The organism is Mycobacterium sp. JS623 (genome assembly GCF_000328565.1).
GTDB lineage: Bacteria > Actinomycetota > Actinomycetes > Mycobacteriales > Mycobacteriaceae > Mycobacterium.
The window spans coordinates 1684833-1710154 of record NC_019966.1; the positions used below are offsets into that span (position 1 = coordinate 1684833).

The window sequence follows — 25322 nt, forward strand, 5'->3', positions numbered from 1 at the left end:
CGAGAACGGGTGAACTTGAGACCGTCTTGCGCACACGCTCGTATTGTTGGTGCGTGAGTACAACGTCAGTTGTTTCCCCGGTCGCAGGTCGAGCGGTTCCGCTGCAGGACGTGCCCGACCCGGTGTTCTCGCAGGGCATGGTGGGCTACGGAGCGGCGGTTGACCCGCCCCGCGCAGTGATCGACGCGGTCGCTCCCGTCAGCGGGAAGATCTTGAAGTTGCTGCCGCACGCCTACATCGTCATGACAACGGACAACGTGGGAGTGCTGGTGCACCTCGGTATTGACACCGTGCGGCTGAACGGCGAGGGCTTCACCACCCACGTCAGCCAGGGCGACGAGGTCAGTGCCGGCCAGCTTGTCATCACCTACGACGTGCCGTCGATCGAGGCCAAGGGACTCAATCCGATTGTTCCCGTTGTCGTGATGGATGAACGTGAATCCTCAAATGTGGTGCCCTGCGAAGCGGTTTTCGAGGGTGCGCAGATCGAGTCCGGTGCAAGCCTTTTCACTGCGAACAAGTAGATGGAAGTCGTAATCCTGGCGGATGCCAAGGAGATCGGTAGTGTCGCAGCCGATGCGATCGGCTCTGTGTTGGCGCGCAAGCCGGACGGCGTCCTCGGCCTCGCGACGGGATCGTCGCCGGTTGCGATCTACGACGAGCTGGTGTCGCGATGCGAGGCCGGGCTGATCTCTTTCCGGCGGGCGCGTGGATTCACGCTCGACGAGTATGTCGGGCTCGCCGCCGACCACCCGGAACGCTACCGCAACGTCATCGACGAGGTCTTCGTGTCACGGGTCGACTTCGCGCCCGGCGCGGTCGAAGGGCCCGACGGTCTGGCGCGCGATATCCCGGCCGCTTGCGCGGCGTACGAGGCCGCAATCCGCGAGGCGGGTGGCGTCGACGTGCAGATCCTGGGGATCGGCACCGACGGACACATCGCGTTCAACGAGCCGGGCTCTTCGCTGGCGTCGCGCACCCGGATCAAGACGCTGACCAGGCAGACCCGCATCGACAATGCCCGGTTTTTCGGCGGTGACGTCGACTCCGTGCCGACGCACTGCCTGACCCAGGGGTTGGCAACCATCATGGAGGCCCGCCACGTCATATTGGTCGCAACCGGTGGTCGTAAAGCCGAAGCTGTCCATCATCTCGTCGAAGGACCGGTGAGCGCGATGTGGCCTGCCACCATCCTCCAACATCACCCGCACGTCACGGTGCTCTTGGATGATGCTGCGGCACAACGGCTTCAGCTCGCCGGTTACTACCGTGAGACCTACCGCGCCAAGCCTGATTGGCAGGGCATCTGAGTGCTGTTGACCGCCGAGACCCTGCTTACCGGCCGAGAACCACTGCGGCCCGGATGGATTGATGTGCTGCACGGCAAAATTCATGCGTTCGGCAGGGGCGCCGCGCCGCGCCCTCCGGACCGCGATCTCGCTGCGGTCACGATCGTGCCAGGATTCGTCGATACCCATGTGCACGGCGGAGGCGGCGCCAACTTCTCCACCGCTTCGGCCGCCGACACCGCTACCGCCGTCGCGTTGCACCGCAGGCATGGAACCACGACACTCGCCGCGTCACTGGTAACCGCGAGCCCGGACGAATTGCTAAGACAGGTAACGGGTTTGGCCGAGGACGTGCGTGCGGGCATGCTTGCTGGAATCCACCTGGAAGGGCCATGGCTGTCTACCAAACGGTGCGGAGCCCACCAACCGTCCCTGATGCGCGACCCTGACATCGCCGAACTCGACCGCGTCCTCGACGCGGGGGCGGGCGCGATTCGGATGATCACGCTGGCGCCGGAACGCGACGGTGCGCTCGCGGCGATCGAGCGCATCGTCGATCGCGGGGTGGTGGCCGCCGTCGGCCACACCGAGGCGACCTATGAACAGACGCGGGCGGCGATCGAGGCAGGCGCGACGGTGGGCACACATTTGTTCAACGCGATGCGCCCGATCAACACTCGTGAGCCCGGACCGGTGATCGCGTTGCTCGAAGACGCCCGCGTGACAGTCGAAGTGATCACCGACGGCGTACACGTTCATCCCGCGCTGTACCGCCACGTCGCGCAGAGCGTGGGCCCCGACCGAGTGTCGCTCATTACCGATGCGATGGCCGCGACCGGGATGGCTGACGGGGCTTATCACCTCGGGCCGGTCCAGGTGGACGTCGTAGCCGGGGTGGCCAGGGTGGCGGGGACAGACACCATTGCCGGCAGCACGGCGACCATGGATCGGGTGTTCCGGTTCGCCGTGACCCATTGCGGGCTGCCCCGCGACGAGGCTCTGATGCTGGCAGTGCGTCAGACGTCGATCAACCCGGCACGTGCGCTCGGCCTGCCATGCAGGGGACTCGTCCCCGGCTCTGCCGCCGATCTGGTCGTGCTTGACTCGGACCTCGCCGTGAGCGGCGTTCTGCATCGAGGGTCGTGGGAGGACTTGCAGTGAATGAGATCCCCACCGTGGCGATGCTGCTGCCTGCAGTCGATTACGACCCAACCGAATCGGCTGTCATCTGGGACGCCTTGACCAGTTCCGGTGTCGAGGTGCGGTTCGCCACGCCGGACGGTGAGCCTGCCTACGCTGACGCTCGCCTCGTCGACAAGGGGTTCTCAGTGCTCTCGCCGGTGCTCATGACGCGACCGGAGCCGTTGAAGGCATATCAACGCATGATCAGCGACCCACACTTCCTCAGGGCCTCCGCCTACGAGGACGTCGAAGCTGGCGGCATCGATGGCGTCTTGGTCCCCGGCGGCCACGCCAAGGGAGTTCGTACTCTACTCGAATCCTCAGCAGCACAAGCGGTTGCGGCAACTGCAATGTCGCGGAATATCCCCGTCGGCGCGGTGTGCCACGGGGTGCTCCTGCTGGCCCGCTCGATCGATCCGTCGACTGGACGATCGGTTCTCTATGGGCGGCGAACCACAGCGCTGACGGCGGCGCTGGAGTTGGGTGGCTGGGCGATGACGCGGCTGTGGCTTGGCGACTATTACCGCACATATCCGACGACAGTGCAGGCCGAAGTCACCGCGGCGCTGGCCTCGCCGAATGACTTCGAGATCGGGCCGCGAATGACACTACGCGACAGCCCGAATCACCTCGACCGCGGATTCACGGTCAAGGACCGCAATTACCTCTCTGCTCGCTGGCCGGGTGACTGCTATCGACTTGCCGCGGATTACGTCGACATGGTCTGGACTGCGTACCGCAGCGGTGAATAGCTCAGGACGACTGACAGCAAATACGCGCACCATCCTTCAAAAAATTGACGTTTCCGAAGACGCCGCACGGGTATCCGCTTCCTGAAGACGCAGGAGGTGGAAAGAGATGCCCACTTGGAGTTGGTTTCTGATAGCCGCGGTCGTCGTTCTCGCGGTCGCGCTGGCCGTATTCCTTGCGATATCAACTGCGCGTCGTAAGAGGACGGAGCGGCTCGAGACGCACTTTGGTCCTGAGTACGAGCGGGTGGTAGACGAGACCGGAGATCAACGGGCCGCGGAAAAAGAGCTTGTCGCCCGAGAACGCAGGCGAGAAAAGCTCGACATCGTCGCGTTGGCCCCAGAGGCGCGAGAAACGTACGACAAGCGTTGGCGGACAGTGCAGACCGCGTTCATCGACAATCCGTCGGAGGCAGTTGGCGAGGCAGATCGTCTGGTGGCCGCGGTGATGCGCGAACGCGGTTATCCGGTTGATGACTTTGATCAGCAAGTCGCAGATGTGTCGGTCGATCATCCGGATGTCGTTGAGCATTACCGGTCAGCGCACACGCTGCACCTCGCACAGGAGAAAGGCGACATCGGCGTAGAAGCGCAACGCGAGGCGTTCGTCCACTATCGCGCACTCTTTGACCGGTTGCTCGCGAGCGACTTCGAGAGTGATAACGACAAGCCGAAGGAGGCACGAGCATGACAACCCACGACGAGCAAATTAACACCGACACCTCAGCTCCGGCTGCCCAACCGGCGTCGGTGCCACAGGACGTCGACTCGGCACCACAAGACGTCGACGCGGCACCGGCGCAACCGGAACCCGCGACAGCGGCCGCCCCGCCGCCGGAGACCTCTGCCGTGCCGTCGGAAACGTCAGCGTCGACGAATGTGGCCGAAGTACCCACGGACATGGCGCTTTTCGCTGACGACGACCGCTCCAGCCTGCGCTCCCGTTGGGACGACGTGCAGGCGGGTTTCGTCGACGATCCCAAAGAGTGCGTTCAGAAGGCAGATGCCCTGGTGGCGGACGTCGTCCAACAGCTCACCGAGGGCTTCTCTGATGCGCGTTCGCGATTGGAGGCGCAATGGGCTCGTGGCGAGCAGGCGTCTACCGAAGACCTTCGTCAAGCCTTAAAGCGCTATCGCGAGTTCTTTGAACGGCTGCTCGCGGCCTGAGCCCCACCGCTCTCGGCGAACGCCGGTGCGACGAACCGCTGCAGCATCAGGTGTTCGGCACGGGAATCGGTACCGGGCAACAACATCAGCGACATCACCATTCGCAAGATCCACTGCGCGGCGTGCGGGTCGTCATCGGCGATGCCCGTGAGCTCGGATGCGAAGGCGGCCACGGCGTCGGACGCGCTGAGCCAGGTCCATCCACCGCTTCGCGCCGAATCGACGAACAGTTGGCCTGCTGGATCGGCGCGGATTTCCTTGACCGCCACCTCGATTGCGGTCAGCACTCTGTCCGGGCCGGTGCGGCCCTCGACGCTGGCCCGCACGGTGTCGACGATGCGGGCGCCTGCACGTGCGAGCACTGCTTCGCGAATGTCCTTCTTACCGCCGGCGTAGCGGTAAATGGTGGCGCGCGAGCAGTGGGTGTGTGCGGCCAACGCGTCGACGTTGAAGGCGTCCATGCCGTCGCGATAGATCATCTCGGTCGCCGCCGCGTAGATCCGCTCGACCGCGGCGGCGCGCCGACCGTCGTCGAACAGCCAATCGTGTCGCGACATGAGTTTCAATTTATCTCACATGTGAGACGAATTCCTGGAAATTCTCACCCGTCGACACAGGTCTAGCGGCTGGCGTGAGACGGCGAGGAGCCCTCTACCGATGGCGGGGTTATCGACCCTTGCGCAGGTCGTTGACCGTGGGCATTCACGCTGGTCAACCTGGACAAATGACGGTGCTTCACGACCCGCGCGAGTTCTTCGATGTCGACGCGATCCAGGATCCTTATCCGCTGTACGACCGCCTGCGCTCCGACGGGCCGGTCCACCAGGTCGGCGACTCCGGGTTCTATGTGGTGTGCGACTGGGCCGCGATCAACGACGCCATCAACCGACCCGAGGAGTTCTCGTCGAACCTGACCGCGACGATGATGTTCACGGCTGAGGGCACCGTCGTCCCGTTCGAGCTGGACGGCCTCGGCGGACCCACCCAGATCCTCGCCACCGCCGACGATCCGTCGCATGCTGCGCACCGCAAGATGCTCGTGCCGCAACTGGCGGCCAAGCGGATTCGCGTGATGGAAACCTCCATCGCCGAGACCTTCGAGCAACTGTGGGCAGACGGTCTCCGCGACCGACGCATTGAGTGGATGGGCGCACTGGCCAACAGGCTGCCGATGATGGTCGTCGCGAAATTGATCGGCGTGCCAGCCCAAGATGTCGACCAACTGATCAGGTGGGCGTATTTGAGCACACAGTTGCTCGACGGGCTGGTCGACGAGGAGCGACTCACTGCGTCGGGCGTCGCGGCGATGAAGCTGGGCAACTACATTCACGACCAATTCACCCGCTCGGCCGCCGATCCACAGGACAACTTGCTCGGCGCCCTCGCAACCGCATGCAGCGCTGGCGAATTCGACGGGCTCACCGCCCAGCTGATGATGATCATCCTGTTCAGCGCCGGTGGCGAATCGACGGCCTCGCTGCTCGGCAACTCGATGGAGATCCTGGCCACGCGACCCGACATTCAACAGCAGCTCCGCGAAAACCCAGATCTACTAGGCCCGTTCGTCGAAGAAACCCTGCGGTATGAACCGCCTTTCCGGGGTCACTACCGCCACGTCGTCGCCGATACCACGCTGGGTGGCACGGACCTGCCTGCTGGATCACGCCTGCTGCTGTTGTGGGGCGCGGCGAACCGGGACCCGGCCCACTTCGACGCACCCAACGAGTTTCGGCTCGACCGATCAACTGGGAAGGGGCACATCACGTTTGGTAAGGGTCTGCACTTCTGCGTCGGCGCGGCGCTTGCCCGGCTGGAAGCCGAGATCTTATTGCGTGCGGTGCTCGCCGGATGCTCGTGGATTGACGCAGTCGATGTTGGGCCATGGCTGCCGAGCCTCCTGGTCCGCCGTCGCGAACATCTATGGCTGCGGGTAAGGGGCGAATCGGTTGTTGAAGCCTGACTTTCGTAGTGCTATCTGGTCCACCCGATCCAGCGCCGTGGCTGGGACTGTTCCTGCAGGGACCACGCTGGCCAACTGATCAAGGGACACCACCTGCGAACTGACGGTCGGCAGATTCGTGGCGTCCGAGTCGATGTCCTGGAACCGGATCGAGATCGTGCCCTGGTTGAGCCCGCCGGTCGATACCCAGTTCCAAATCTCCGGATCCTGCGGTGAGACCACGATCGTGTAGGTCCCGTCGAGATTCTTCTTGGCTTGCGAGATGTTCAGGCTGGTTTGCTGGTCCCAGTAGTTGTCCGTGATGGTCCAATCATTGGTCACGGGTACCACGAAGTAGCCGGCGTCGCCGGGATTGATGGTGAGCACCAGCGCCTGGTCGTCGGCGAGCTGGAAGTAGCCGGCGCTCTGCATCTGTGTCGCAAGGAATTCCGCGTTGCGCGTCGGATTGGTGAACACGTTGGGCTGTCTACGTGCGCCCGTCGTGGGATCGATCGTGGCCACTTTGATGTACTCGGCTTCCATCTGCAGACCCAGCGCCATGATCACCGCCGTGACGGTGCCTCGCAGCAGCGGTGGCGGGTCCGGCAGCGGCGGGATCAGCGACACCAGCGACGTCAACAATGGGTTCTTGGTCACCGTCGGCCCGATGAACGGGATCGCGAATCCGCCCAATTGAGCGAACAAGCTGTTGGGCGGCCCGCTGACCCGCTCGATCGACAGGCTCATCGGATCCTGATCGTTCCAGTCCGACAACGTATTTCGGACTGCGATCAGTGTGGTGTCGTCGGTGATCTGAATATGGTTGGGCCCCGGGCCGGTCGGTGAACCGCTGACAGTGACGGTGAACGAGCCATCCGGATTGCGAACAAGATCCTTGCCGTTGAGGACCGCCGCCGTGTTACCCGACAAGCCGGTCAGCACGCTGAACGTCGTTTCTGCAGGGTCCTCGCCGGTGAACCGGCCGGTGATCACGTACGTCGAGGCCTTGTTGACCGCCATGAAGCGGTAGATCGTGTCCGGGTTGTCGTAGAGGATCCGCGATCCGCTGACGTCCTGCCCATACCAGGTGTGCGGTGGCGCCACCTGCATAACCGCTGTTGGCGTCATCGGATTGAGCAGCTGCTGCTGGAACGCCGCCCCCATTGCGTACTCGTTGACCGCTTGGTTCAGCGCGTCATGGTTTTCCTGATCCGGGCCGCCAATAAGGTTGAACTGCTGCTGTGCCGTTGAGCGCCAACCGAATTGGAGCACCAGCTTCATCAACTGAACCGGGAGCGTGTCGACAGTCTGCGCGGCGCGCTGCTCGGCGGCGACTTGCTCCGGGGTGCCCAGCGGGCTGACTGCCAAGGTCTGGGCCCTGACTGTCGGTGTTGTCGCGGGCGAGGAGACGGTGGCCTGGGCGACCTCGCGGCTGCCCGTACCCACGGTGGACACCATCGCCAACGTTTCAGCGGGCGCGGCGGGTTTCGGGGTGGGATCAGCGACGTCGGCCGACTTGGCGATGGTCGTCGTGGTGTGAGGCGCGGGTTCGTCGGTGGACGCCGTCGCAGTCCCCGACTTCGGCTTGGGCTCCGCGACCTTCTTCTTCTTTTTGTTGGTCGCCGGCACGTCGTCATTGGATGAGGCCGCCGACTCCGAGTCCGGGGCGGCAGTCTGCTGGGTCGTCTTCTGATCGGCGTCACGAGAACTCGTGCTCGGACTCGAGGAGCCTGACTCCGAGGAGTTCGAAGAGTTCGAAGAGTTCGAGGAGGCCGAGGTGCCGTCATCGGCGGAGGCGATCGCTGGGCTGTTGGCAATCGCCGCCCCGATCCCCAGCGCGACTGCGAGTCCGCCGACCCTGCCGATGAAGCGACCGTACGAGTATGGCGTCGTTGCCACGGGCGAATCCTTCCGCCGGGCATCTGCCTACCGCAAACGCCTCGCGCGTACTGTAGTCACATGACTACAGCCCGGGCAAGCGTCCATACAGCCCGCGCAGATGCACCCCTGGGCAGGGCCGAGGTCGTCGCCGCGGTTCTCGAGTCGGCTGCTGACCTGTTTGCCGAACACGGGCCGGCGGCAACCTCGATCCGTGACATCGCCGCGCGGTCGAACGTCAACCACGGACTGATTCACCGGCACTTCGGCAGCAAGGACGGACTCGTAGCGGCGGTGCTCGATCACCTCGGCCAGCATCTCGCCGGCCTGCTTGCCGCGAACGCCGATGGCAGCGCAGTCGGCGAAGCCGTCGACCGTCAGCTTCGCGTGATTGCCCGTACGTCGCTCGACGGGTATGCGATCGGAGAACTCCAGAGCCGCTTTCCGACAATGGAGGTGTTGCTGGAAAGCGTTCGTGGTCGGCACCCGTCCGAACTCGGCGCCCGGCTGGCCGCGGCGCACACCATCGCCTTGCAGCTGGGCTGGTGTCTGTTCGGCGACTTCCTTCGCGCGTCGACTGGTCTGGACGACCTGGACGATCGGACGTTCGCCCGGTCGGTGGGCAACACCGTCGCTCGGATTCTCGAACCCGAAAAGCCGGTCACGACATAGGCCGAGTTTCGCTATGTGGACTTTTCACCGCTCGCGGCGCAGCTCGGCAAACTTACGTGCACGAAATCGCCTTTGCCACAGGCGATTTTAGCTAGCGATCGCATTCGTTTCACTTGCAAAGAATGCAAAGTGGTTTCGCCGAACGCATTTGCAGGCACCGCCGACGGGCCTAACGTGGACAAGATGAATGTCCACGTCGTCGAGGCACGGCGCTGTCCGTTCTGCCAGCACATCGTGAATACATACGTCGATCCGCGGAATCCCGACAACACCCCGCATGATGGCGATATCTCGGTTTGCGCCAACTGCAGCGGTCTGTCGGTTTTCCAGGGGCATGAATTGCGTCTGCCCACGCCCGCCGAACTGGCCCGGTCCATGCGCGACAAGAACGTCCTTCACACCATCAAGGAGCTTCGGGCCGAACAGTACGGGTGGAGCGTGTTCTGAGCGGGCGCTGGTTCTCAGGCCAGCGGGCCGATGACTGCTTCGGCGGCCGCGACCAACGCACCCGACGCCGCTAGCCCGACGACCGAGTCGATCTCGGGCGACAGATACCGATCGGTGCCGGGCCCCGGAACTGATTCCCGGACCGCGGCGATCACTGCCGCGGTCGCAGGCGATGCCGCCAGTGGGGCGCGCATCTCGATGCCCCGCGCGGCGGTGTACACCTCGATCGCCAGCACCCGGGTCAGGCCATCGATTGCCCTGCGCAGCTTGCGCGCCGCCGACCACCCCATCGAGACGTGGTCTTCCTGCATCGCCGACGATGGGATCGAGTCGACGCTGGCAGGATTGGCCAGCCGTTTGAGCTCGGACACGATCGCGGCCTGCGTGTACTGCGCGATCATGTGGCCGCTGTCCACACCCGGGTCGTCGGCCAGGAACGGGTTGAGGCCGTGGCTGCGCGCGACGTCGAGGAACCGGTCGGTGCGCCGCTCGCTGATGCTGGCCAGATCGGCTGCGGCAATGGCGAGGAAGTCCAGCACGTAGGCGACCGGTGCGCCGTGGAAGTTGCCGTTGGATTCGACCCGCCCGTCGAGCGTGACGACGGGATTGTCTACGGCGCTGGCCAATTCGCGGCCCGCGACGGTGCGGGCATGCTCGGCGGTGTCGCGCACCGCGCCCGCCACCTGAGGCGCACAACGCAGCGAGTAGGCGTCCTGGACCAGCGAGCAGTCCGGCCCGCTGTGGCTCGCCACGATCGGCGACTCGGCGAGCACGCGGCGCATGTTGGCGGCCGCGGCGGCCTGACCGGGATGGGGCCGCATGGCGTGCAGATCCTCGGCGAATACGCGGACGGTCCCGAGCTGACCTTCCACGCTCATCGATGCCGCGACGTCGGCCAGCTTCAGTAAACCGTCGAGGTCGCGCAGTGCGAGCACCAGCATGCCGAGCATGCCGTCGGTGCCGTTGATCAGTGCCAGCCCCTCCTTCTCGGCGAGCACCACCGGCTCGATGCCGTGTTGGGCCAGCGCGTCGGCGGCGGGCAGTAGCTCGCCGTCGGCCGTACGCACCGAACCCTCGCCCATGACGGCCAGCGCCACGTGGGCGAGCGGAGCGAGGTCGCCCGAGCAGCCGAGGCTGCCGTACTCGTAGACGACGGGCGTCAGACTGGCCGACAGCATCGCCGCGTACGTCTGCGCGACCTGGGGTCGCACCCCGGTGCGGCCCGTGGCCAGTGTCGACAACCGCAGCAGCATCATCGCCCTGACGACTTCTGGCTCGACCTCGGGACCCGAGCCGGCGGCATGCGAGCGAATCAGGCTGCGCTGCAATTGCGTTCGCAGCTCGTGCGGGATGTGCCGGCTGGCCAGTGCGCCGAACCCGGTGGACACACCGTAGACCGGCTTCGGGTTGTGGGCGAGTTCCTCGATGCGGGCGCGGCTCTTGGCGATCGCGTCCAGTGATTCATCGGAAAGAGCCACCGCGGCACCGTCGCGAGCGACGGCTACCACCTCGTCGAAGCTCACGGGGCCGACGCCCACGACGACGGTTTCGCTACTCACGGTCGTGACTCCACTCTCTCGTTGAGCTGCTTGCCCGCCCGCACTACCTGGCGGACGAGCGGCACACCTGGGCGGTACGCCAGATGGATGTAAGACGGGGCGTCCAGCAGGACGAAATCCGCCCGTCGCCCGGCGGCGAGGACCCCGACGTCGTCGCGGCGCAGCGCCGCCGCGCCGCCGGCGGTCGCGGCCCACAACGCTTGGGCCGGGGTGAAGTTCATGTCCCGCACCGCGACCGCGATGCAGAACGGCATGCTTGTGGTGTACGAACTGCCCGGGTTGCAATCGGTCGCGAGTGCGACGGTCGCGCCGGCGTCGATCAGCCTCCTACCGTCCGGATACTGTGCCCGCGTTGAGAACTCGGCGCCGGGCAGCAGCGTGGTGACCGTGGTGTCGGCCGCTGCGGCGAGCGCTTCGACGTCGTCGTCGGTGGCATAGGTGCAGTGATCGACCGACGCCGCACCAAGTTCGACGGCGAGCTGGATACCCGCGCTTGGCCCGAGTTGGCCGGCATGCAGCCGCGCGTCGAGCCCGGCCCTTATGCCTTCTGTGAGAATGTGCCGGGACTCGTCGACATCGAAGGCACCGCGGTCGCAGAACACATCGATCCACCGGGCGTGCGCCGCGCAGGCCCGCAACATGGGACCGGCGACCAGATCGATGTATGCGGCGCGGTCGTCACGAAACTCGGCGGGGACGACATGTGCGCCAAGGAATGTCGTCTCGTCGGTGACGGCTTTCGCGATTCGCAGCGAGCGGGCCTCGTCGTCGACGGTCAACCCGTAGCCGCTCTTGCATTCGAAGGTGGTGACGCCTGTCCGCAGTAGCTCGTCGGCGAGCCGCTCGACCCCGGCGAGCAGGGTGGCGTCGTCGGCCATCCGCGTGGCAGCGACCGTCGACGCGATACCGCCTGCGCCATACGGTTCGCCACTCATCCGCGCTGCGAATTCCGCCGACCGTTCGCCCGCGAACACCAGATGGCTGTGGCTGTCGACGAATCCGGGGATCACGCTGACGTCGGCGCAGCTGACCCGGTCGTCGGCATCGGGAGCTTCGGTGCGTCGGCCCACCCATGCGATCTGCTGGCCGTCGACGATCAGAGCCGCGTCCGAGATGATGCCGAGGGCATCGCCGTCGGCATTCGCGGGATCGTTGGTGACGAGCTCGCGGATGTCGGTGTACAGGACGGTCATCGGACATCCATCAGGTCGGCAATGGCCGAAGCGAGTTCGGCCTCCACATTGGGAACGGTGACGTGTTTGCGGTCGACCACCACGGCGCGTCCGTCCACCACCACATCGGTCACATCCGGGGCGGCCGCGGCGAACACGACGTTCTCGACGGCGGCCCCGCCGCCAGCGGTGCGGATCGAATCAGTTTGCACAGCAACGAGGTCCGCGCGTGCGCCAATCGCCAGCTCGCCGGCGTCGGTCCAGCCGAGGGCGTGGTGACCGTCGTACGTGGCGGCCTGTAACAGCCGGTCGGCGGTGATCACCCCGCGGGTGTGGGAGGCCAGGCGTTCGTTCAGCTCGACCGCGCGCGCCTCTTCGAACAGATCGATGACGGCGTGGCTGTCGGAGCCGAGACAAAACACTCCGCGCCCGGCGAGCAGCGCGGGCGCAGGCCCGATGCCGTCGCCGAGGTCGCGCTCGGTGGTGGGACAGAAGCAGGCGCCCGTCGACGTCGCGTCCATGTCGGCGATGTCCTCGGATGTGAGGTGGGTGGCGTGCACGGCCGTCGTCCGCGGTCCCAATGCCCCGGCGTCCCGAAGCACCGCGGTCGGTGTGCGGCCGTGCACGGCAAGACACTGTTCGACTTCACGGGTCTGCTCCGAGGAATGCACATGCAGCGGAACACCATGTGTCTCAGCCCATTCCACGACGGCTGGCATGTGCTCGACCGGCACGCCGCGGACCGAGTGCAGGGCCGCGCCGACCAGGACGGATTGACTTTGTGCTTGCTGCCGCAACGCCTCGACACGCTCGGCCCACCGGTCGCCGCTGCCGTCGCCGAACCGTAACTGCAGGCCGGCCAGGGGTGTGCCGTCCGGGGCGGAGCTCAGGTAGCAGGTGTCGAGGAAGGTGAGCCGGATGCCTGCGTCGGCGGCGCCGCCGATGACGGCCTGTCCCATCGCATTGGGGTCGCCGTAGTGCGTTCCGCCATTGCCGTGATGCACGTAGTGGAACTCGCCGACGGAAGTGATTCCTGCGAGCGCCATCTCGGCGTAGACCGCGCGCGTCAGGCGCCGGTACCGGTCGGGGTTCAGCTGCTCGGCGGCCCGGTACATCAGATCGCGCCAGGTCCAAAACGATCCGCGGTCGCGTTGGGTGCGGCCGCGCAGCGCCCGGTGGAACGCGTGTGAATGCGCGTTGGCCAGGCCGGGCATCACCAGCCCGCGCAGCCGATGTGCGCCGGGGCGCGCGGTGGTGTCGGTGTCGATCGCGGTGATGCGGCCTTCGGCGACGGTGACCTGAACGCCGTGCGCCACAGTTTCGCCGCCGAGCCAGGCGTGTTCACACCACCACGTATCGGTCACCGCGTCACCCACTCCGCCATGACGTCGGCCAACGCCTCTGCCCCGGTATTGCAATCGGATGCCTCGGCGAATTCGTCAGGGGAGTGCGATATGCCGGTTGGGTTGCGTACGAACAACATCGCCGTCGGAACCACAGCTGACAGGATGCCCGCGTCGTGGCCCGCCTGCGTCGGCAGCACCGGGATGTCGCCGAGGTGGGCGAGCGCGCGCTGGAGCCGGTTTCGTGGTGCCTCGGGGAACTCGACGATCGGTGTCACCGATTCGGCGTCGACACCGAGTTCGATGCCGTCGGCCGCAGCGTGCTGTCGTGCTTCTGTGGTGATCTTGTCGACCAGCGACCGCAGCGTCGCCTCGTCGGCGGCCCTGGCATCGAGCCACGCATGCACCGAGGACGGAATAGCGTTGGCCCCGTTGGGCGCAACGATGACCTTGCCAAATGTGGCCACGGCGTCGTGGGCGGCGGCCAGCGACCGCGCGGTGTGCACCGACGATGCGAACGCCAGCATCGGGTCGCGCCGGTCGGCCAGCCGGGTCGTGCCTGCGTGGTTGGCCTCGCCGCAGAACGTGAATTGCCAACGGCCGTGGGGCCAGATGGCCGACGCGACCGCGATCGGTCGGTCGACGAGGTCGAGTGCACGGCCCTGCTCGACATGCAGTTCGACGAAGACACCGATGCGATCGGTGAGCCGCGGATCGGCGCCGAGGTGATGCGGATTGCGGCCGGCCTTCGACATCGCCTCATCCAACGTCACACCGTCCACGTCCCGCAGCCCGCGGGCCCGTTCGGCGCTCAGTGCGCCAGTGGACAGCTGCGAGCCGATGCATGCGACGCCGAAACGCGCACCCTCCTCGTCGGAAAACGCTGCGATGGCGACGGGAACCTTTGGTACCACGCCCCGTTCGCGGATGATGTCGATGGCTGCGAAGGCGGACACGACACCGAGCGGCCCATCGAAGGCGCCGCCGTCGGGCACTGAATCCAGGTGTGACCCTGTGACGAAGGCGTCGGTCGGATCGCCGGACCAGCCCGCTGGCAGCCACCACGCCCAGAGGTTGCCGTTGCGGTCCTCTTCGACATCCATTCCGCGCTGGGCGGCACAGCCGGTGAACCACTCGCGCAGAGTCAGGTCCGCATCCGACCACGCATAGCGGCGGTAGCCGCCGCTGGCGTGGTGCCTGCCGACGTCGAGGATCGTCGGCCACAGGGCGTCGAATGCCGTCACACGTTCTCCCGCATCGGGATTCGCACACCACGCTCGGCGGCGACATCGGTCGCATGGTCGTAGCCCGCATCGACGTGGCGGATCACACCCATGCCGGGATCGTTGGTGAGCACCCGCGCGAGCTTCTGCGCAGCAAGATCGCTGCCGTCGGCGACGGTGACCTGGCCTGCGTGAATGGAACGGCCCATTCCGACACCGCCGCCGTGGTGAATCGACACCCACGTCGCACCGGACGCGGTGTTGACCAACGCGTTGAGCAGTGGCCAGTCGGCGATCGCGTCGGAGCCGTCGAGCATCGCCTCGGTCTCGCGGTAGGGCGAGGCGACAGAACCGGAGTCCAGGTGGTCGCGGCCGATCACGATCGGAGCGGACAGTTCACCCGATGCCACCATCTCATTGAACTTCAGCCCCGCGAGATGACGCTCGCCGTAGCCGAGCCAGCAGATGCGCGCGGGCAGTCCCTGGAATGCGACCCGCTCGCCTGCCATCTCGATCCACCGGGTGAGGTGCTTGTTGTCGGGGAACAGCTCGAGGATCGCGCGGTCGGTGGCGGCGATGTCCTTCGGATCGCCCGACAGCGCCGCCCACCGGAACGGCCCGAGGCCCTCCTCGAACTGTGGTCGGATGTAGGCGGGCACGAAGCCGGGGAACTCGAAAGCCCTGTCGTATCCGGCTTTTCGGGCCTCATCGCGGATGGAGTTGCCGTAGTCGAACACCTCGGCGCCGCGGTCCTGAAAGCCGACCATCGCGGCGACGTGCTTGGCCATCGACGCCCTCGCCTGCTCGGTGAAGTAGACGGGATCTTTCTCGGACATCTTCTTCATGTCGTCGAAATCGATGCCGATGGGCAGGTAGGACAGCGGGTCGTGCGCCGAGGTCTGGTCGGTGACGATGTCGATCGGGGCGTCGCGGCGCAGCAACTCGGGAAGCACCTCGGCGGCGTTGCCTAACAGTCCGATGGACAGCGGCCGCTTGGCGTCGCGGGCCTCAACGGCCAGCCGCAGTGCGTCGTCGATGTCGACGGCCTTGGTGTCGAGGTAACGGTGTTCGATGCGCCGGTCGATGCGAGATTCGTCGCAGTCCACACAGATCGCCACGCCGTCGTTCATGGTCACAGCCAGCGGCTGCGCGCCGCCCATGCCGCCCAGGCCCGCGGTCAGCGTGATCGTGCCTGCCAGCGTGCCGCCGAACCGCTTCTTGGCGACCGCGCCGAAGGTTTCATAGGTGCCCTGCAGAATTCCTTGGGTGCCGATGTAGATCCACGAGCCCGCGGTCATCTGCCCGTACATCATCAGGCCCTCGGCCTCGAGCTTGCGGAACTGTTCCCAATTCGCCCAGTCGCCAACGAGATTCGAGTTCGCTATCAGCACGCGCGGCGACCATTCGTGGGTGCGGAACACGCCGACGGGCTTCCCGGACTGGACGAGCATGGTCTCGTCGTTCTCGAGGTTCTGCAGCGTCCGCACGATCGCATCGAACGCCTCCCAGCTGCGCGCGGCCCGGCCGGTGCCGCCGTAGACGACGAGATCCTCGGGATGCTCGGCCACCTCAGGATCGAGGTTGTTCATCAGCATCCGCAGCGCCGCCTCCTGTTGCCAACCCTTACAGGACAACTCGGTGCCGCGGGGGGCTCGGACGAGGCGCGCGGTGGAGGTCATGATCGTTCCTTTTCGCTGGTCAAACTCGGTTGAGTACAGGACACCGCACCTGAGCCCGTTGCGGTAGGGAGAATGCGGCGATAGTGTCTCGTATTCGAGACGCAAGGAGGTGGGCCGTGTCCAGCACGTCACCAGCGGTCGGCCGGGCACTCGATGTGTTGCTCCACCTGGCGTCACGGCCGGGGCCAGTGCAGGGCTCGGCGCTGATCCGGGACATCGGCATGCCGCGCTCCTCGGCGTATCACTTGCTCGAGGTGTTGATCGAGCGTGGCTTCGTCGTGCATCTGCCCGACCAGCGCGCGTACGCACTGGGGTTCTCGGCCTTCGAGGTGGGTTCGGCGTATCTGCGTCACGAACCGCTCGAGCACATCGCGCGGCCCATCCTGAAGCGGTTAGTGGCCGCGGTCGGCGAGACGGCACACCTCGGAATCCTCTACGGCGCGGAAAGTGTTTATCTGCTCAAGGAGCAACCGCAGATGGCCGGCGTTCCGGTCACTTTGGTCACCGACGTCGGCGTGCGACTGCCTGCGCACCTGACGGCGAACGGCCGATCGATCCTCGCGCATCTGTCGGCGGCCCAGGTGCGGGCGTTGTTTCCGTCGTCGGCGTCGTTCATCCACCGCACCGAACGCGGGCCCAATTCCCTTGCGGAGCTTCGCAGTATCCTTCAGACCGAACGTGCCCAGGGCTGGGCGGAGGAGGCGGGCATGATCACCGAGGGCCTGCAATCGGTTGCTGCGTGCGCGTTCGACCACGCCGGGCGTCCGGTCGCGGCGTTCAGCGCGACTCGTCGCGAGGACAGGCCGAACACCGAACTGCCCGCGTTGGTCGACGCAGTCCGCGCCGCGGCGCGCCAGCTGACCCAGGCGTTATCCGGCCGCGCGCCGGCGGGCTGGTTTTAGCAGCTCGTCGCAATGATGGGCAGCGTGCAGCCGGGCCCGGACCGGAGTGATGACGAGGCGCTGGTGGTGAACAACTGGTTCGAGCGCTACCGTGAGGCCCAGTAATCATGTACCATCTGGTACATGATTACTGATTGCGGCGTTGCAATCGATGCGCCAACCGACCTCGTGTGGGAGGTGTTCAGCGACGTCGAGCGCTGGCCGGAATGGACCGCGTCTGTCACCCGAATCGTCGCGCTCGACGGGCCCGGTCTCGCAGTCGGCAAGCGATTCGAGATCAAGCAACCGCGCATGCCGAAGTTGGTGTGGGAAGTCACCGAGCTCGAGCCAGGCTCGTCGTGGACGTGGGTGCAGCGCTCGCCCGGCGGTCTCACGGTGGCCAGCCACCAGGTCATCGCCGAATCCGACAACCACACCCAGGTTCGACAGCAGATCGATCAGCGCGGGCCGATTGGCGCGCTGGTCGGTCTGCTCATGCGTGGAATGACAAGGCGCTACCTGGATTTGGAGGCGGCGGGGCTCAAGTCCCGAAGCGAGCAGCGGCGCGTCGATGGCCCGACGGCCTGATCTCGAGCGGCGCCAGGAGCTGCTCGACGCGGTGGTGAAGGAGTGCGCGGAGCGCGGCATCGGTGACCGGTCGTTGCGCGACGTTGCGGTCGCGGTGGGCACTAGCCACCGAATGTTGTTGCACCACTTCGGCTCACGCAATGAACTATTACTCGCGATCGTCGACGAGGTCGAACGTCGCCAGCGAGCCCAGTTGCCTGAGCTGCCGAGCGAGCCGGCCGCGGCGACAGCGGCCATGTGGGCCGACCTTCGCCGGGACGAGCTTCGCCCCTTCGAGCGGCTGTTCTTCGAGTGCTACGCGCGCGGTGCCCAGGGTGAGCAGCCGTTCGCGCGCATGCTCCCCGGCGCCGTCGAGGCGTGGCTCGCCGAGGCCGGAGCGGCAGACCCGGCATTGGTCCGACTCGGTCTAGCCGTCATGCGCGGACTGCTGCTCGACCTTGTCGGTACCGAAGATCAGGCTGGGGTCGACGCCGCCGCGCAGGCGTTCGTGGAGTTGGTCCGGGCGTCCCGCTAGCTCGAACCGCCACTCGGCTGCTGGGCGGCCGCGGCGGCGGCAGCCTTTCCTTCTGGGCTGGCAGCCGAATTGCCCGCCGCGGTGGCCGAGGCGATGCCCGCGTTGCAGTTCAGCGACACCAACATCTCAGTGGAGGCCGAACCGCTGCTGTTGGCCGGTGGCTGCACCGTGCGCTTCTGCGTGCGGGTGACGATGCAATCTGGCCATGCCTTTTCGTCGCCGACGGTCGAAACCACGATGGGCTTGAATCCCGCGCTGTTGAGCGCAGTCTGGGCGTCGGAGTACTTCTGTCCCGTGACGTCTGTGGCGGCCGAGGCTAGACCGCTACCCGAAATAGCAAGCGCGGCAAAGGCCGCCATGGCGCCGCCCACGCCGAGGACAGCACGTGCGTCCATCAGGAGCCCGCCTTGACTGGCGGGACCGCTTCAGTCGTCGGCTCGACCGTGGCGGGCGTCGTAAATGTGGCCGTCGCACCCATGGTCATTGCCGAAACCGACGGTTGGACATAGACCGTGTTGGTCGGTGCGTCGCCGGATCCAGCAAGAGTGCTCGTGTGACTCGCACCACCGTTATCAAGGGCCAGGGTCAAGACGCCTGCCCCGAGGACTGCTGCTGCGGCGCACACCCCTCCTATCAACTTCACACCGCGACGACTGATCGCCGTTCGTTTCGTGTTCATATCCGGATCGTCGCGCGCTTTTCGTAGGGATCACTGGATCGCTTCTGTGAGCTCGCTGATTTACGTGCACGTCACAACTTTCGCGGGTTCTTTTCAGCGACCTGGGGTTTAGCGCACAGGAATCGTTGGATAGCCCTATGCGCCCGGGGGGTCGGTGCTGACCAGCGCGGCCGCGCACGTCGTAGGTCTCGCCGATCGAAGGAGACGATATGAAGCTCAAGCGAACCGCTGCCAAAGCCACTCTGATTGGTGCGATGAGCATCGCTGCGGCAGGGTTCGGCGCAGGGTTGGCACACGCCGATCCGCCGTTCCCGACACCGCCACCGTGGCCGGTCCCTGCGCCGGACGACGGGCCGGGCGCCAACGTTGGCGCACCGGGCAATCCGCTGCCGCCGGGGCAGGGCTACATGCCGCCTCCTGGACACAGCGGGCCGACACCGCGGGACGCGGTCGTGCCGGTGTGGGCCCCGCCTGCCCCGGCGCCGCCAGTCTGGGCGCCGTGGCTGCCAGTCAGCTGGAATACCGAGCTCAATGCATGGGGTGTCTGGTGGAACGGTAGCTTCCAGACGCTATAACACGCTCACTGGGACGGTCGCCTCGCCTGCGCGGGGCGACCGTTCCGTTCTGCGTCATTCGAGTAGATCTCGAACGGCGGCAGCACTATCGGCGAACAGCACCGTTTCGGCCAGGCGCTGTGCGCTGATGCGATCCACCGCGCGCACGGTTTCCTTCGTAGTAGGTATGGCCGGGGGAGTGACGGACAGCGATTCGACGCCCATCCCGAGCAGTAGTGGCACGGCGCGCTCGTCTGCTGCGAACTCGCCGCACACCGAGACCGCGGCCTGTCCTTCGGCGCCTCGACAGGTAGCCCGAATCAGTTGCAGCAGACCGGGATCGAAGGTATCGCCGATCGACGCAACCGCATCGTTGTTGCGGTCGGCGGCAAGCGCGTACTGCGTCAGGTCGTTGGTGCCGATGGACATGAAGTCGACGTGGCGCGCGAACGCGGCCGCCTTTAGCGCGGCCGCAGGCACCTCGACCATCATGCCCACTTGCAGGCCGGCTGGACGACCACCGCCGGCGCGGGTGATCGCTGAGTCCAAATGCTCACGTGCGGCGAACAATTCGTCCAACGTGGCGATCATCGGGAACATCACGCTGACGGGAGTCTGTTGCGCCAGCCGGACCATCGCCAACAACTGATCGGCCAACAGGTCGGCATGCGCCAACGACAACCGGATGCCGCGGACACCCAGATAAGGGTTCATCTCTGCTGGCGTCGGCAGGAACTCCAGCGGTTTGTCGCCACCGATATCCAAGGTCCGCAACGTAATTCGCCGTCCATCGAGCGACTCGGCGATCTTGCGATACACCGCGAACTGCTCCTCGACATCGGGTGCGTCCTGCCTGCCGAGGAACAGGAACTCGGTGCGGACGAGTCCGGAGAGATCAGCACCATGTGCCGCCGCGGCGCGGGCGTCGTCCACCGAGCCGACGTTCGCACCGACCGGGATCGTTACGCCGTCAGCAGTGACCGCAGCTTCGCCGGCGCGGGCGTGTGCCTGACGCTGTCGCTGCGCGAGCTTGGCGACGCGCCCCTGAAATTCCTGGCGGACGTCCCCTGCGGGATCCACGACGAACTCGCCCCGAGAGCCGTCCACCGCGACGACGGTGCCGTCGGGAATCGACAACACCGTCGGTCCGGCCCCGACGATTACTGGAATTCCCTTTGCTCGCAACAGGATGACGTTGTGGGCGTGTGGGCTGCCAAATGCCAGCAATACCGCTGCGACCCGCGCGGGGTCGAGATCGGCGGCCTCCGCGGGAGTCAGGTCCGCGGCGATCACGACCCCGGCCGGCCCTGCCGAACTCTCTGTTCCGCCCAGCATCGCTCGCAGCACCTGATCGCCGACCGCGCGGACATCTTCGGCTCGCGCCCGCAGATACGGATCCGGGACGGCCGCGAAATCGGCGGCCACTGCCTGCACAGCCTCCGCCCACGCAGCCGCGGCTGAGCGCCCGCATTCGATGCCGCGCCGTGCGCTGTCGAGCAGTGCGGCGTCGTCGAGTAGCAGCTGATGAGCATCGAAGATCGCCGCCTCGGACTCACCGACGTCGTGGGCGGTGCGGGCGCGCAGCTGGCTGATCGTGCGCCGGACGGTGGCGATTGCCATGCTGAGGCCGCGCCACTCCACGGCGGGTTTGCCGGCGGGGGTGTCTGGAATTGTGATGTCGCCCAACCGCGCCGAGTGCGCAGGCCCGATTCCCAGGCCGGGTGCCGCGCCGATGGGTGTTAGCCGCGCCGTTGGCTCCGGCGCCAGCGCAGTCTCTTCGACCGACTCATCGAAGTTCCGCGCCGCGAGCGCCAGAATGTGGTCAAGCGATTCAGCGGCCTGGCTACCCGATACCCGCACCGCGACCTCGTCGCCGGACCGCACTCCTAAGGTGGCGATCTTCGAAAGGCTTCCGGCGTCAACCCATGCCGATTCGGTGCTGCAATTGCGGATCAGCGCGCGCGCGTCGCGCCGGCGCACCTCGTGCACCAATCGTGCGGCCGGGCGGGCATGCAGCCCATGGGGATTCGCGATGACGAAGGTGCCGGTCAGCTCGTCGGAGCCGGTTTCGACGTCGGCCACTGCTACCGGCGCGGAGCCGAGGTGGCCGACCTTTCCGGCGAGCGAGCCGGCAGCTTCTGCGGCAACCTCGCCGCGATCGGCCCCGGTGGCGGCGGACACAGCCGCGACCACCAGTCCCTCGACCAGGGGAGCGGGGCACAACACCACCCGCGCACGCACGTCGTCGTCGAGCAGTTCGAGCGCGAGTTCGGCCGAGAGCACGGCGCTGCCCAGGTCCATCAGCACTACGACGCCGGCACCTTGATCGGCGGCCGTGATGGCGTCGACGATCTGCGCTGCATCGGTGCCGAATGTGGTGTCGTCAAGGCCTGCGGCAACAGCTATCCGGATCTGCTTGCCGTGCAACATTTCCTGGGCCAGCGCCACCGCGGCGCGGGCCAGCGCCCGGCTGTGCGATACGACGACGAGTCCGACGGTCACGGCATCACTCGCCAAACACGGTCGCGGCAGCCGCGATCAGCATTGTGGCCGAGGCTGCACCCGGGTCGATATGACCGACGCTGCGCTGCCCGAGATAACTGGCGCGGCCCTTGCGGGCAACCATGGCTTCGGTTGCGTCCCTGCCGCTTTCGGCCGCCAGAGTAGCTTCGGTGAGCGCTGTGTCAAGACCGGAGCCGGACGCCAGCACGGCGTCGAGCGCATCCAAGGCCGGTGCGAGCGCGTCAAACATTGTCTTGTCGCCGGCCTCGGCGCGGCCGCGCTGCACCACACCTTCGACACCGGCACGCAACGCCTTGGCGAAGTCGGTCGCGTCGACGCGATCGCCGGAGCTCATGGCGCCGGCCATCCGCAGGAAGAACGTGCCGTACAGCGGGCCGCTGGCGCCACCGACCGACTTGACCAACGTCATGCCCACCTGCTTGCACAGCGCAGACATATCGGCGGGGGCCGCCTCGTCCAGCGCGGCCACCACCGCCGTCATACCCCGCTCCATGTTGATGCCATGGTCGGCGTCGCCGACGGCGGCGTCCAGATCGGTGAGATATTGCGCGTTTTCACCGATCACGCGCGCGTATTCGCGGATCCACGCGGTGAGTTGGGCGAGGTCCATTCAGCATCCCCTCCGCAGCGCCGGTGTGTTGACAGGGTGGTCCCATAGCCGTAGCAGCTCGTCGTCGGCGCGCAGCAGCGTGACCGAACAGCCGGCCATGTCGAGACTGGTGATGTAGGGGCCCACCAGGGAGCGGGCAATTCTGACGCCGGCCTTGTCAAGGATTGCGGCGAACTCCGAATACATGACGTACAGCTCGATGAGCGGGGTGGCGCCCATGCTGTTGGCGAAGAGGATCACGCCATCATCGCCGGCGAAGTCGAGATCGGCCAGCACCGGGTCGAGCATGAGTTCGGCGACCGCGCGCGCTGACTGCAGGGGCATCCGCTGTCTGCCCGGTTCGCCGTGAATGCCTATGCCCACTTCGATTTCGGTGTCGGACAGGTCGAACGTCGGATGGCCGACGGCGGGCACCGTGCATGACGTCAGCGCCACACCCATGCTGCGCGAGGCGGCGTTCACCCGGCGCGCGATGTCCGCCACCTCGGGCAGGCTGCGGCCCTGATCTGCCGCGGCACCCGAAATCTTCTCCACGAGCACCGTGGCTCCGACTCCACGCCGTCCCGCGGTGTAGGTACTGTCCTGCACGGCCACATCGTCGTCGACGACAACCGATTCCACGGTGATGCCCTCTGCGTCGGCCAATTCGGCGGCCATCTCGAAGTTCATCACGTCGCCGGTGTAGTTCTTCACGATGTGTAGCACGCCCGCGCCGCCGTCGACGTTCTTGGTTGCCTCCAGCATCTGGTCGGGCACCGGGGAGGTGAAAACCTCACCGGCACAAGCCGCGTCGAGCATGCCATGCCCGACGAAGCCGCCGTGCAGCGGTTCGTGGCCGGAGCCTCCGCCGGAGATCAGACCGACCTTCCCGGAGATGGGTGCGTCACCGCGGTAGACGATCCGGTTGGCGTGGTCGATCCGCAACTCTGGGTGTGCGATGGCCATTCCGCGCAGCGCTTCGGTGATGACGTCGGCGGGATCGTTGATGAGCTTTTTCATGTCCGGGCTCCTCAGGCGGCGGTCGTTTGGGCGGGCACGGCGACCGGCGCGGGTGTCTCCTCGGCGCGGGTCTTCGAGATTGCAACGTAGGCGAGTGCGGCGAGTGCGCCGGCCAGGAATTCGGCGGCTAGATACACCGGCAGCTGGCTCCATGCGACCGAACCGCCTGCGATCTGCTGGACGAGCATCGGGCCGAAGGTGCGGGCCGGGTTGATCGACGCGCCCGTGGTGGGGGCCACCGGGATGATTGCTGCGAACACCACCAAACCGATAGCCACACCGGCGAATCCCGCGGAGGCCTTGCGGTGTATCACGCCGAAGACGGTGAACACGAGAATGAACGTACCCACGAATTCGGCGAAAAAGGCCTGTACTGCACTCACATTCCCGGAATAGGTGGCGACCCCGAGGCCCGCGTCGCGGGCGGCGGTACCGAGCACGCCGAGGATGGCGGCCGCCCCGACGAGCGCGCCGACGGCCTGTGCACCGATATAGGCGGGAACCCGTGACCACGGGAACTTGCCGGTGACTGCGAGCCCGACGGTGACCGCCGGGTTGATGTGGTTTCCGGAGATGTGTCCGAGCGCGTAGATCGTCGCCACCACGATCGTCGCGAATGCGAACGAGATCATGCCGAGGTCGGCCATCGTGAACGGCGCGTTCCCGTTGACGATGATCGTGGCGGGCACCGATCCAACGCCGATGAAGACCAGGAAGGCGGTGCCGAACGCTTCGGCCGCGAGTTTCTGGGTGAGCGAGGGTTCGTCCATGACGTTCTCCTGAGACCTGGGTCGAAGCCGATTTCCCGTTTGGTGATCGACTATCTCGGATCACATTCGATAATGTCGAATGTGATCTGGACCATACGCTTATGCTTCGATCATCACAAGGGCCGATTTCCGCGAAAGGTGAACTGATGATCCAGGCCGTGGATCGCGCGCTGCGCATCCTCACGGTGCTGCAGGGCGGCCGGCGGATGAGCCTGGGAGAGATCGCCACGGCCATCGACCTGGCTCCATCCACCGTCCACGGATTGGTGCGCACCTTGTTGGCGCATGGCATGGTCCAGCAGGAAATCGACTCTGGCCGCTACCGGCTCGGGCCGGCGACCCTGCGGCTCGGCAACGTCTATCTCGACACGCTCGAATTGCGGTCCCGCGTGACGATCTGGGCAGAGAGCCTGGCCCGACGGACGGGTTGCGCGGTGCGCACCGCCGTTCTGCTGTTCGATGAGGTCGTGGTCGTCGCACACGAGCCAAGGCCTGACGGCACGCGCCAGATGCCTGAGGTCGGCATCGTGATTCCGGCGCACGCCAGCGCTCTGGGCAAGGCGCTGTTGGCATTCCAATCTGACTACAAGGCCGACGAGCTACGTAGCATGACCGGCGAAACCATCATCGACCCGGCTGTGCTGGCCGATCAGCTGGAACAGACCCGCGCATCTGGCATCGCGATGGAGGTCGAAGAGGCGGTGCTGGGCGAATGTGCCGCAGCCGCAGCTGTCTTCGACTCATCTGGCGAGGCCACCGGTGCCATCGGCCTTGTGGTGCCCGCAGCCCGCTGGCCGTTGGAAGCCGCTGCCTTCGACGCGCTACGCGACACCGCCAGGACGGTGTCGCGTGAACTCGGATCACCGGCGTGGCCGCCACGCCGGGCCGGCTAACACGGAACGTTC

Annotated in this window: 28 protein-coding genes; 15 read left to right on the top strand and 13 right to left on the bottom strand. The window is 66.2% G+C overall.

Going from position 1 to position 25322, the window contains the following annotated elements; genetic code table 11:
- The first annotated feature begins 53 nt into the window (after positions 1-53).
- The 6 genes from MYCSM_RS08165 (at position 54) to MYCSM_RS08190 (ending at position 4387) form a co-directional block, all read left to right on the top strand.
- Positions 54-524, top strand: a complete 471-nt coding sequence (locus tag MYCSM_RS08165; protein ID WP_015305673.1) for a PTS sugar transporter subunit IIA — start codon at positions 54-56, stop codon at positions 522-524.
- Positions 525-1310 (top strand): glucosamine-6-phosphate deaminase, encoded by a 786-nt coding sequence (gene nagB / locus MYCSM_RS08170; RefSeq protein ID WP_015305674.1) that lies wholly within the window; start codon positions 525-527, stop codon positions 1308-1310.
- A complete protein-coding gene (nagA, locus tag MYCSM_RS08175) occupies positions 1311-2450 on the top strand; it encodes an N-acetylglucosamine-6-phosphate deacetylase (RefSeq protein WP_015305675.1) in 1140 nt (379 codons plus the stop codon). It begins immediately after the preceding gene.
- Positions 2447-3223 (top strand): type 1 glutamine amidotransferase domain-containing protein, encoded by a 777-nt coding sequence (locus MYCSM_RS08180; protein WP_015305676.1) that lies wholly within the window; start codon positions 2447-2449, stop codon positions 3221-3223. Before nagA ends, MYCSM_RS08180 begins: the two co-directional genes overlap by 4 nt.
- A 106-nt stretch (positions 3224-3329) precedes the next feature.
- The gene (locus MYCSM_RS08185) at positions 3330-3911 is read left to right on the top strand and encodes a hypothetical protein (protein ID WP_015305677.1); all 582 of its coding nucleotides are present in this window, start codon (positions 3330-3332) and stop codon (positions 3909-3911) included.
- Entirely contained in the window at positions 3908-4387 is a 480-nt protein-coding gene (locus MYCSM_RS08190) for a hypothetical protein (RefSeq protein ID WP_015305678.1), read from the top strand. Before MYCSM_RS08185 ends, MYCSM_RS08190 begins: the two co-directional genes overlap by 4 nt.
- Here the strand turns inward: MYCSM_RS08190 and MYCSM_RS08195 are convergent.
- Positions 4351-4944, bottom strand: coding sequence for a TetR/AcrR family transcriptional regulator (locus MYCSM_RS08195; RefSeq protein ID WP_015305679.1), 594 nt, complete (start codon positions 4942-4944; stop codon positions 4351-4353). The genes MYCSM_RS08190 and MYCSM_RS08195 overlap by 37 nt on opposite strands.
- Positions 4945-5111: 167 nt before the next feature.
- Here MYCSM_RS08195 and MYCSM_RS08200 point away from each other — a divergent pair, with 167 nt between their 5' ends.
- On the top strand, positions 5112-6347 hold the full coding sequence (locus MYCSM_RS08200; protein ID WP_015305680.1) for a cytochrome P450: 1236 nt from the start codon (positions 5112-5114) through the stop codon (positions 6345-6347).
- Here the strand turns inward: MYCSM_RS08200 and MYCSM_RS08205 are convergent.
- A complete protein-coding gene (locus MYCSM_RS08205) occupies positions 6306-7955 on the bottom strand; it encodes a DUF1214 domain-containing protein (protein WP_232425739.1) in 1650 nt (549 codons plus the stop codon). The two genes, MYCSM_RS08200 and MYCSM_RS08205, sit on opposite strands and share 42 nt — an antisense overlap.
- 82 nt (positions 7956-8037) lie before the next feature.
- Between MYCSM_RS08205 and MYCSM_RS38090 the strand changes: the two genes are divergently transcribed.
- The 3 genes from MYCSM_RS38090 to MYCSM_RS08215 are packed head-to-tail and all read left to right on the top strand — an operon-like array spanning position 8038 to position 9323.
- Positions 8038-8289 (top strand): hypothetical protein, encoded by a 252-nt coding sequence (locus MYCSM_RS38090; RefSeq protein WP_232425740.1) that lies wholly within the window; start codon positions 8038-8040, stop codon positions 8287-8289.
- Positions 8286-8876: a TetR/AcrR family transcriptional regulator gene (locus MYCSM_RS08210; protein ID WP_015305682.1), complete on the top strand. Its 591-nt coding sequence runs from the start codon at positions 8286-8288 to the stop codon at positions 8874-8876. The genes MYCSM_RS38090 and MYCSM_RS08210 overlap by 4 nt, the downstream gene beginning before the upstream one ends.
- Before the next feature lie 15 nt (positions 8877-8891).
- Entirely contained in the window at positions 8892-9323 is a 432-nt protein-coding gene (locus MYCSM_RS08215; RefSeq protein WP_015305683.1) for a hypothetical protein, read from the top strand.
- A 14-nt stretch (positions 9324-9337) separates the two neighbouring features.
- Here the strand turns inward: MYCSM_RS08215 and hutH are convergent, their stop codons facing one another.
- From hutH to hutU, 5 genes are read right to left on the bottom strand one after another with little or no spacing between them, the layout of a single operon-like run.
- On the bottom strand, positions 9338-10882 hold the full coding sequence (hutH, locus tag MYCSM_RS08220) for a histidine ammonia-lyase (RefSeq protein WP_015305684.1): 1545 nt from the start codon (positions 10880-10882) through the stop codon (positions 9338-9340).
- Positions 10879-12075 carry an imidazolonepropionase gene (gene hutI, locus MYCSM_RS08225; RefSeq protein WP_015305685.1) on the bottom strand — a complete coding sequence of 399 codons (1197 nt, stop codon included), beginning with the start codon at positions 12073-12075 and terminating at the stop codon, positions 10879-10881. The genes hutH and hutI overlap by 4 nt, the downstream gene beginning before the upstream one ends.
- Positions 12072-13418: a formimidoylglutamate deiminase gene (locus tag MYCSM_RS08230; RefSeq protein WP_015305686.1), complete on the bottom strand. Its 1347-nt coding sequence runs from the start codon at positions 13416-13418 to the stop codon at positions 12072-12074. The genes hutI and MYCSM_RS08230 overlap by 4 nt, the downstream gene beginning before the upstream one ends.
- Positions 13415-14641, bottom strand: coding sequence for an allantoate amidohydrolase (locus MYCSM_RS08235; protein ID WP_015305687.1), 1227 nt, complete (start codon positions 14639-14641; stop codon positions 13415-13417). Before MYCSM_RS08235 ends, MYCSM_RS08230 begins: the two co-directional genes overlap by 4 nt.
- Entirely contained in the window at positions 14638-16299 is a 1662-nt protein-coding gene (gene hutU, locus MYCSM_RS08240; RefSeq protein WP_015305688.1) for a urocanate hydratase, read from the bottom strand. The genes MYCSM_RS08235 and hutU overlap by 4 nt, the downstream gene beginning before the upstream one ends.
- Positions 16300-16415: 116 nt before the next feature.
- Between hutU and MYCSM_RS08245 the strand changes: the two genes are divergently transcribed.
- From MYCSM_RS08245 to MYCSM_RS08255, 3 genes are all read left to right on the top strand, one after another.
- A complete protein-coding gene (locus MYCSM_RS08245) occupies positions 16416-17201 on the top strand; it encodes an IclR family transcriptional regulator (RefSeq protein ID WP_015305689.1) in 786 nt (261 codons plus the stop codon).
- 123 nt (positions 17202-17324) lie between these two features.
- A complete protein-coding gene (locus MYCSM_RS08250; protein WP_015305691.1) occupies positions 17325-17768 on the top strand; it encodes an SRPBCC family protein in 444 nt (147 codons plus the stop codon).
- Positions 17752-18282, top strand: a complete 531-nt coding sequence (locus tag MYCSM_RS08255) for a TetR/AcrR family transcriptional regulator (protein ID WP_015305692.1) — start codon at positions 17752-17754, stop codon at positions 18280-18282. Before MYCSM_RS08250 ends, MYCSM_RS08255 begins: the two co-directional genes overlap by 17 nt.
- Here the strand turns inward: MYCSM_RS08255 and MYCSM_RS08260 are convergent.
- Both MYCSM_RS08260 and MYCSM_RS35820 read right to left on the bottom strand, forming a co-directional pair.
- Positions 18279-18677 carry a PASTA domain-containing protein gene (locus MYCSM_RS08260; RefSeq protein ID WP_015305693.1) on the bottom strand — a complete coding sequence of 133 codons (399 nt, stop codon included), beginning with the start codon at positions 18675-18677 and terminating at the stop codon, positions 18279-18281. The genes MYCSM_RS08255 and MYCSM_RS08260 overlap by 4 nt on opposite strands.
- Complete coding sequence (locus MYCSM_RS35820) at positions 18677-18961, bottom strand: hypothetical protein (protein ID WP_083906257.1); 285 nt, start codon at positions 18959-18961, stop codon at positions 18677-18679. The genes MYCSM_RS08260 and MYCSM_RS35820 overlap by 1 nt, the downstream gene beginning before the upstream one ends.
- A gap of 209 nt (positions 18962-19170) precedes the next feature.
- Here MYCSM_RS35820 and MYCSM_RS08265 point away from each other — a divergent pair, with 209 nt between their 5' ends.
- On the top strand, positions 19171-19536 hold the full coding sequence (locus MYCSM_RS08265) for a hypothetical protein (RefSeq protein WP_015305694.1): 366 nt from the start codon (positions 19171-19173) through the stop codon (positions 19534-19536).
- A 54-nt stretch (positions 19537-19590) separates the two neighbouring features.
- On the opposite strand, the gene ptsP is transcribed toward MYCSM_RS08265, so the two are convergent.
- The 4 genes from ptsP to MYCSM_RS08285 are packed head-to-tail and all read right to left on the bottom strand — an operon-like array spanning position 19591 to position 24417.
- Entirely contained in the window at positions 19591-22017 is a 2427-nt protein-coding gene (gene ptsP, locus MYCSM_RS08270) for a phosphoenolpyruvate--protein phosphotransferase (RefSeq protein ID WP_015305695.1), read from the bottom strand.
- 4 nt (positions 22018-22021) lie between these two features.
- Positions 22022-22648: a dihydroxyacetone kinase subunit DhaL gene (gene dhaL / locus MYCSM_RS08275; protein ID WP_015305696.1), complete on the bottom strand. Its 627-nt coding sequence runs from the start codon at positions 22646-22648 to the stop codon at positions 22022-22024.
- Positions 22649-23647: a dihydroxyacetone kinase subunit DhaK gene (dhaK, locus tag MYCSM_RS08280; protein ID WP_015305697.1), complete on the bottom strand. Its 999-nt coding sequence runs from the start codon at positions 23645-23647 to the stop codon at positions 22649-22651.
- A gap of 11 nt (positions 23648-23658) precedes the next feature.
- Positions 23659-24417 (bottom strand): MIP/aquaporin family protein, encoded by a 759-nt coding sequence (locus MYCSM_RS08285; RefSeq protein ID WP_015305698.1) that lies wholly within the window; start codon positions 24415-24417, stop codon positions 23659-23661.
- A gap of 146 nt (positions 24418-24563) precedes the next feature.
- Between MYCSM_RS08285 and MYCSM_RS08290 the strand changes: the two genes are divergently transcribed.
- Complete coding sequence (locus MYCSM_RS08290; protein WP_015305699.1) at positions 24564-25310, top strand: IclR family transcriptional regulator; 747 nt, start codon at positions 24564-24566, stop codon at positions 25308-25310.
- Positions 25311-25322: the final 12 nt, after the last annotated feature.